Annotated in this window: 1 protein-coding gene; it reads left to right on the forward strand. The window is 68.6% G+C overall.

Annotated elements, in window-relative coordinates; translation table 11 throughout:
- Positions 1–63: 63 nt before the first annotated feature.
- Positions 64–858, forward strand: coding sequence for a respiratory nitrate reductase subunit gamma (gene narI / locus RWX45_RS02105; RefSeq protein WP_316022136.1), 795 nt, complete (start codon positions 64–66; stop codon positions 856–858).
- Positions 859–1,189: the final 331 nt, after the last annotated feature.

The following is a 1,189-nucleotide window of genomic DNA, read 5'->3' on the forward strand; positions in this document are numbered from 1 at the left end:
GTATTCCTCCGGTCGGCAACCGGCGCCCGCCGCTACCCCGCCCGTCAGCTATCAGGAGCAGTCATGAGCACCTTCGAGTCTGCGGTTCTGTGGACCGCCTTGCCCTACGTGTCCCTCATCCTGTTGGTGGTGGGCCTGGTGTGGCGCTACCGCACCGACCAGTTCGGGTGGACGAGTCGGTCCTCCCAGTGGCGGGAGTCGGCGATTCTGCGCTGGGCCTCCCCCCTGTTCCATATCGGGATCCTGCTGGTTGCGCTGGGCCACTTCATGGGGCTCATCATCCCCAAGACATGGACCGAGGCGGCTGGGATCCCCGAGCACATCTACCACCTCATGGCGGTCATCCCCGGCTCGTTGGCCGGGCTTATGACGCTGGTCGGCATGGTGGGTCTGCTCTACCGGCGTCTCGTGGTCAAGTCGGTGCGGCTGGCGACGACGACGAACGACAAGATCATGTACGTGCTGCTGGCGGTGCCGATCTGCCTGGGCGCCTGGGCGACCCTGTCCACCCAGCTTTTGGGCGGCGCCGACGGCGGCTACGACTACCGGGAGACCATCAGCCCCTGGCTCCGTTCGATCTTCACCCTGCACCCCCGCCCGGAACTCATGGCGGATGTGCCCCTGGTGTTCAAGCTGCACATTGTGGCCGGGCTGCTGTTGTTCGCGATCTGGCCCTTCACCCGGCTGGTGCATGTCGTCTCCGCGCCGGTGGGGTATGTGACCCGCCCGTACGTGGTCTACCGCTCCCGCCCGGGCGCCACCTCCACGGTGCGTCCGCGCCGCGGCTGGCAGCCGGTTCACACCCAGGGCACCGGCAACCAGGGCGCCGACGATCTCACCCCCTCCCAAGGGGCTTAAGGGCGCTGCTGCTCCCGCTGCTCAGACATCGCGCCCCGTGTGGGCACCGGATTCTCCCGCGCCGTGACGTAATCTGGCGGTGGAGCCCTGGCCCGACGCTGTGCCTCGCAGCGCCGGACCGCGGAAACTCCCGGGGGGCCGGCGTCGCCCATGTGGGTGTGCCCCGGTCTCGCAAACGCCACGATGCACCAGGAGCACCCGCATGTACCTACCCCGTAGAACCGCCCTCACCGCCCTGACCACCGCCCTGGCCGGCGCGTCGCTCGCCGCCTGCGGCAGCGCCTCCGATTCCGCGCCCACGACCCAAACCACCGATTCCGCTGGCAATACC

Source organism: Actinomyces sp. MRS3W (assembly GCF_032465695.1).
In the GTDB taxonomy this organism is placed as follows: Bacteria; Actinomycetota; Actinomycetes; order Actinomycetales; family Actinomycetaceae; genus Actinomyces.

Bases quoted from the DNA above. Each gene is read 5' to 3' on its own strand.
- narI (WP_316022136.1), top strand. From the start codon at position 64: ATGAGCACCTTCGAGTCTGCGGTTCTGTGGACCGCCTTGCCCTACGTG.